Here is a 6889-nt window from a genome sequence, read left to right on the forward strand (position 1 = left end):
CACTGAAGTGGTTACTACGTATGAGCTTCAATTTGCTTAACTACAGTCAGCGCTGAGTAACTCACCCCAGCAGTACCTTCCCCAGGATGGGTAGAGTCTCCCACTAACCATAAATTCTTGATTGGTGTGCGATTGGCGAAACCAAAGGGACCGAAAGTAGATATTCTTTGACCAATACCGCCAACAATGCCACGATCGCGTGCTGTATAATTAGCAAAGGTGCGCGGTGTTGCTGCTTCTACATGAATAATCGTTTCTGGTTTCAAGTAGAAGTATTGCGAAAGATGAGCGATCGCTTCTTCTGTATACTTTTGTTTTAATCCTTCATAATCCTCAGTTTGCCACCACGGTAACGGATCGACAAACGATGAAGCAATAATTGTTGCTTTCCCTTCAGGTGCGCGACCATCTCCCGGATGGCTGACGGAGACAAACAGCGAATTATTCTCGCCAATCTCACCATTGGCATCATACATAAATTGTAAATGAGGCGGGCATCCGGTCGGAATGGCGCTTGCGTCTACACCCAAATAAACTACAAACGCACCGGATGCGGGTGGTAGTTTTTCTGTTCGCTTTTTATACCCGCGAGGAGCTTTTTCACCTAATAGTTGCACTAAGTTCTGTACGGTGACATTTGCAACTATATGGTCGGCTGATTCTGTCCAGACTTCGCCGGTTTTCTGATTTTTAATGACGACAGCGACAGCTTTGTTATGCTTTACTTGGATATGTTCTACGGTGTGGCGCATCAACAATTTACCATTGTCTCTTTCCAAGGCTGAAACTAAGCGATCGCTCAATACTTGCATACTACCTTGAAGATGAAACAATCCTTGCGGTAGTTGTGATACGCTCAATGCTGTGGCTGCATAAAGTAATGCTGTCTCTTCTGCATTCACCTGAGAATACAGCTTTAATTGCAGATCCAAAAATGTCCTTAAACGGCGATCGCTTCCTAATTTATAAGCTCGTAAAGCATCGCCGACTGTAAACAAAGTGTAAGGCACGGTAATTAATGTACCAGAGCGAACCGCCTTAGTCAACTGCCACAAGTCCCAAATATTACGCGGTGGTAGCACCGGATCGCGTCCTTGAAATTTCCAACTGGCTTTAAATAAAGCTGCCATTAATTGCCAGAATGGTTCACTACCAGGAAACTGCCGTTGCCGTTCTTCTTGCCATTTTTCTAAATCGCGCCAAACATTAATCGGTGTTTTCTCCCCCGGAAGATACACCGCACAAGCGGGATCGCAAGGTGTCGCTTCCGGAAGCGAGATTTCTAATTCTGAGAAAATACGGTGGTGAATACCTCCTGGTTCTAACCCTGCTACCTGGGTTGCTCCTACATCAAAGGTAAATCCTTTGCGTTTGAAGGTAGAAGCACAACCTCCCGGTACGAGGGCTTGATCCAAAATTAACACGCTGTAGCCTCTATGAGCTAATAAAGCCCCAGCAGTGAGTCCACCGATTCCTGCACCGATGACGATGACGCGATCGCTTGGCATAGATACTTTTACATATTTCTTAATATTTATATTTATAATTTTATATTATTTGAGAAAAGTAGGAAATTTTGCCGGAAGTAGGCGCAACCAATGCCATCCAACAATCGTAGAGACGTTCCATTGGAACGTCTCTACAATACGTGCAATTTTTTCTTGACATCTGACACGCGCCATGCGTATCAACTGACGGCGCAAATTTCCCCAATTTTATTCATATATCGTCCGACACATTTGTAACACTTGCAACCATCTTTGCCCCATCACTCTTGCATATGGTTTGGTGGGATATTGGTATGGTTTATACATTTGTCCCTGAATCTCAGTAACTGTGATGTTGCGATTAACAGCTACTTTGCGAACAAGTTTAAATTTTTCTAAGAACTGCAACCAAGAGTGATGATCTGACCAAATCAAAGACGTTATCGGTTTAGCGGCGATTTTGAAAATACATTCAATAATGCATTGATAAATTGGTCTTAACAAAAGCGGACTATAATCCAATTTTACAGCATTATATATCCATCCTAAAGTAGCCCAATAATCGCCGCAAGCTCTGCTTTTCCATGAAAGGTAGACGTAAAAAGCACTGGCAGACCAATTATATATATAAGTAGGAATTTCCCGATGTCGTTTTTGGAAATCTGCCATAACTAAATTGTAAGACTTTGCCATTGTCTTACAACTGTTAGACATACTGATACTAACTTGACGATAACCAATCAAAAACTCAGGCACAACCCGAAACTGATAACATTCTGCAATTCGCAGGTAGATATCCCAATCTTCGCAACCTTGAGCATTTTGTCGTTTAAGTTCGCAGTTGTAACCACCAATTTTATCAAAACAACTTCGGCGAATCAATGGCGCACTCGCATTGCCGATAAAATTGGTAAACAGCATAGCTGGGTAAACATCTCCCTGTACGCTGTGAATGTTCAAATAATTATAAGGCGTATATTGTCCGATAATTACATCATCTTCGTCAATAAATAACGACCAGGCATAAACTAATCCTACAGATGAACCTCCTTCTAATATGCATTGCACTTGTTTGTCAAGCTTAGAGGGGTACCAAATATCATCAGCGTCTAGGGGTGCGATATATTCCCCTCTCGACTTTTCTATTGCTAAATTACGCGCAGCGGCAACTCCAGCATTTTGCTGTTCCAATAAAATTACACGACTGTCTTTTTCGGCAAAAGATGCCACAATTTCCGCAGTTCTATCTCTAGAACCATCATCAACTACTAAAACTTCGATATTTTCGTAAGTTTGCGCGAGGACAGATTCTAATGTCCGACCAATAAATGCCTCTGCGTTATAAGCAGGAATAATAACTGAAACAAAGGGCAGATTAGCCTTCATTTTGTTCACAAACATTGCAAATGTTGGTTAAAGAGTTTAACAAGTTAGCCAAAAACAGAAAACAGATAAAAATCTGGCAAAAAGTGCGAAAGAAAAGAAAAACTTTTCTAGATGAAATTACTTATGTTCATAACAAACATATATTACATTTTACAGTAATCTCCGGGAAAATCAACTATATCTAATGGCAGGATTTACGTATTTTGACGGACGGTCAGGCGTGAAGCGATCGTTCCAACTGATAGCAACTCTCACAGACACATGGTTCTATCTTCGTCAATAATCATCCTCTAGAAAGATGACAAAAATTGTGCAGGTAATAACTGCAAAATAAAAGTCAAAAAGTGTTGACGAATGCGGGTTATATAAGTCGTAGGTAAGATAAAGAAGTAACAGAGCTTTTCACCCACAACTACCAATGACTTCAACTTTGCTGAATTTTCCTCGTCTCAATGCCCCAAAGCTGCACATCTTGCCCAACGGGTTGACAATAGTAGCAGAGCAAATGCCGATTGAAGCGGTTAACCTCAACTTGTGGGTTAAAGTCGGTTCAGCCGTAGAATCAAATGCAATTAACGGCATGGCTCACTTTTTAGAGCATATGATTTTTAAAGGCAGTGAGCGACTAAGTAGCGGCGAGTTTGAACGTCAAATTGAAGAGCGCGGTGCTGTTACTAATGCCGCCACCAGCCAAGATTATACTCATTATTATGTGACAACTGCTCCCAAAGATTTTGCGGAGCTTGCTCCACTACAAATTGATATAGTAACTAATGCTAGTATTCCCTCAGAAGCTTTTGAAAGAGAGCGATTGGTAGTTTTAGAAGAAATTCGCCGTAGTGATGATAATCCTCGCCGACGCACCTTTCAACGAGCGATGGAAACAGCGTTTGATCAACTACCCTATCGTCGTTCGGTATTGGGACCAGAAACAGTCATTTCTCAACTAAAAGCCCAGCAAATGCGCGATTTTCACGCAATGTGGTATCAACCACAGTCAATGACAGCTGCGGTTGTAGGTAATTTGCCAGTAGAAGAATTAATTGAAATTGTCGCCGAGGGATTTACCAAAAAAGACGGGATAACCCCACCCGAACAGCATTTAGAAATTACTCAAGAATTACCATTTACAGAAATTGTCCGCCGAGAATATGTGGATGAAAGCCTAACTCAAGCACGATTGGCAATGGTTTGGCGGGTTCCGGGGTTAATTAAGCTTGCCCAAACTTACGCGCTGGATGTTTTGGCAGGAATTTTAGGACATGGACGCACATCCAGGTTAGTGCGAGATTTGCGCGAAGAAAGAGGATTGGTTTCTTCGGTTTCTGTGAGTAATATGACGCAGCGGTTACAGGGTACTTTTTATATTTCCGCGCATTGTGCTGTAGAAAATGTGCCAGCCGTGGAAAGTGCGATCGCTCAACATATTAGCAGGCTACAAACAGAAATTATCACCAACTCAGAAATTGAGAAAGTGCGAAAGCGTGTCGCGAACAGGTTTATTTTTGGTAACGAAACACCAAGCGATCGCGCTGGTTTGTACGGTTACTATCAATCTATGGTAGGAGACTTAGAACCAGCCTTTGATTATCCCAATCACATTCAAGCACAAAATGCAACCGACTTAATGCAAGCTTCCCAAAAGTATCTTTCACCAGATGCTTACGGTGTAGTTGTCATGAAACCAGCTTAATAATAGGGAATTGGGAATTGGGCATTGGTAATTGGTAATTGGTAATTGGTAATTGTTTTTTCTATTCCCCATTACCCATTCCCCATTCCCCATTCCCCATTCCCCATTCCCCATTCCCCACTCCCCACTCCCCACTCCCCAATCAAACGATGTGGACTAAAATTGATGCTGATATTAGCCAGGTGACTGGCGAGAAATTTGAGAACCAGAATAGGCGATCGCTTAGTGGTGGATGCATCAACCAAGGTTATGCTGTCAGTAGCGGCGAACGCACTTACTTTGTCAAGCTAAATCAAGCAGAATTAATTGCTATGTTTGAGGCTGAAGCGCTGGGTTTGCAAGAAATGCGCCAATCAAATAGCATTCGCGTCCCAAAACCAATTTGCTGGGGGACAGCAGATAATTTCAGCTACATCGTTTTGGAGTGGCTGGAAATGAATCAAGGTAATAGCAAATCTTGGTCAGAGATGGGACGCAAGTTAGCCGCGATGCATCAAACTACTAGCAGTCAAGGTATGGGCTGGAAAATTAATAATACCATCGGTTCCACGCCGCAAATTAATACTTGGACTCAAGACTGGGCAGAATTTTATACTCAACATCGACTATTGTATCAATTTAAACTTGCAATCCGGCGCGGTGGCAATTTTCCTCAACAAGAAAAATTACTAGCAGCTATACCTAAGTTACTATCACATCAGCCGCAACCTTCTTTGGTGCATGGCGATTTGTGGGGGGGAAATGCTGGGTGTACTGTGTCAGAACCGGTGATTTTCGATCCGGCAACTTATTTTGGCGATCGCGAAGTTGATATTGCCATGACCGAACTTTTTGGCGGATTTCCAGCGGCGTTTTATCATGGATACAACGAAGTCTTTCCTTTAGATGCAGGCTATGAACAAAGAAAGACTATTTATAACCTATATCACATTCTCAATCATTTTAATTTATTTGGTGGCGGTTATGCTTCCCAAGCGAATCGCATGATTGAAGAGATTTTGCGGTTTTGAAGGAAATAAGCGATACCTTCTCTATGAGACGGGTTGCGCGATCGCCCACTTTACTAAAGTTCGTCTTTCCTTATATGTAAACTTTTGTACTGATATTCATATTTTTGCTTGAAATTCCCGGTAGTTAACAATCTCTTAAACAATTGGGAATTGGGCATTGGGAATAAGTAATGGGTAATGGAAAAAGCTTTTTATTCCTTTCCCCTTGTCCACGCCAGTCGCTACAACGGAGGAGACCTCCCTTCTCCTTCGGAGACGCTCCGCGAACGGGTTCGCGCCTTGCCGGCACGAGGGAAACCCTCCCGCAGCGCTGGTCTCACCGCAACGCGCTGGCTCCCCTTGTCCTCCTTGTCCTCCTTGTCCCCATTCCCCATTACCCATTCCCCATTACCTAAATTCGTATTTGACCTTCCCTAGTTCTTCCCGATGACTCTCTAACTTGAAACATATCAGGCAGTTAAGCCTGCAACAAACCCTTAAAAATTAGAGGAAAACTCAAAATGATTAGCGACATCAAAGGATTATACAATGCCTGGGGTAAGCAAATTATCAAGAAAAAAATTCTTAACAACGCACCACTGCTAACCACCACAGAAGTTCATCAACCGACAACTACTCAGGGTATTGATATCAAAGCCTTTCAAAACAGTACTAACAGTAATGGGGATTTGGCAGCCATTGCGATTGTAGCTGGAACAGTCTTAGCTTTTGGCTCGACTATTAGTTTAATTTGTAAAGCGCTTAATCTGGGTAAATCTGCGGCAAAAATTGCAGAGGATACACAACAAGAAAAGCACAAGACGGTTATAGCCTCGACTATATCTGGTAATCAACAGAGTATTATTGCTGCATACATTAAACAAGCTCATACCTTCAATCGGCAGGGAGATACGAATAAAGCGATCGCTCTATTCGATAATGCAATTCGTGTTTTTCCTGACGATGCTTATCTCTACAGCCAACGCGCTAACTTACGTTGGCAAAATCTACAAGACACAAACGGAGCACTTGAAGATTATACCCAAGCGATTAATCTTCATCCAGACAATCCCCTATTTTACCTTTGGCGCAGTCAGGTTTACTATGAAATCGGCGATAAGTGCAAAGCAATGGCAGATTATAACACAGCTATTCGTCTTGCCCCGGAAGATACAATGTATCACTCTTTTAAAAATGGGTAATGGGGCATGGGGCATAGGTTTGGCTGTGCGTTGGACGGGTACACATACGGCAGCGCGTTGCGGTGAGTCCACGGGCGCGGTTGCCTGTACCGTCTATTCGTAGTGGCGAACCCGAAGGGGGGTGGAGTCCTG

Annotated in this window: 6 protein-coding genes; 3 read left to right on the forward strand and 3 right to left on the reverse strand. The window is 42.8% G+C overall.

Annotated features, from left to right (window positions below):
- Positions 1-14 precede the first annotated feature (14 nt).
- Together crtD and PI95_RS25545 are read right to left on the reverse strand one after the other, a co-directional pair.
- A complete protein-coding gene (gene crtD, locus PI95_RS25540) occupies positions 15-1508 on the reverse strand; it encodes a C-3',4' desaturase CrtD (protein WP_039747954.1) in 1494 nt (497 codons plus the stop codon).
- A gap of 207 nt (positions 1509-1715) precedes the next feature.
- Entirely contained in the window at positions 1716-2873 is a 1158-nt protein-coding gene (locus PI95_RS25545) for a glycosyltransferase family 2 protein (RefSeq protein WP_236117190.1), read from the reverse strand.
- A gap of 418 nt (positions 2874-3291) precedes the next feature.
- Here PI95_RS25545 and PI95_RS25550 point away from each other — a divergent pair, with 418 nt between their 5' ends.
- Together PI95_RS25550 and PI95_RS25555 are read left to right on the forward strand one after the other, a co-directional pair.
- The gene (locus PI95_RS25550; RefSeq protein ID WP_039747950.1) at positions 3292-4566 is read left to right on the forward strand and encodes a M16 family metallopeptidase; all 1275 of its coding nucleotides are present in this window, start codon (positions 3292-3294) and stop codon (positions 4564-4566) included.
- Positions 4567-4715: 149 nt separating this feature from the next.
- Entirely contained in the window at positions 4716-5576 is an 861-nt protein-coding gene (locus PI95_RS25555) for a fructosamine kinase family protein (RefSeq protein WP_039747949.1), read from the forward strand.
- Between the two features lie 135 nt (positions 5577-5711).
- Here the strand turns inward: PI95_RS25555 and PI95_RS25560 are convergent, their stop codons facing one another.
- Positions 5712-5957, reverse strand: coding sequence for a hypothetical protein (locus PI95_RS25560; RefSeq protein ID WP_039747947.1), 246 nt, complete (start codon positions 5955-5957; stop codon positions 5712-5714).
- Between the two features lie 119 nt (positions 5958-6076).
- On the opposite strand from PI95_RS25560, the gene PI95_RS25565 reads away from it, so the two are divergent.
- A complete protein-coding gene (locus tag PI95_RS25565; RefSeq protein WP_052325243.1) occupies positions 6077-6757 on the forward strand; it encodes a tetratricopeptide repeat protein in 681 nt (226 codons plus the stop codon).
- The last annotated feature ends 132 nt before the right edge of the window (positions 6758-6889 follow it).

The organism is Hassallia byssoidea VB512170 (assembly GCF_000817785.2).
Classification (GTDB): Bacteria; Cyanobacteriota; Cyanobacteriia; order Cyanobacteriales; family Nostocaceae; genus Hassallia; species Hassallia carrinoi.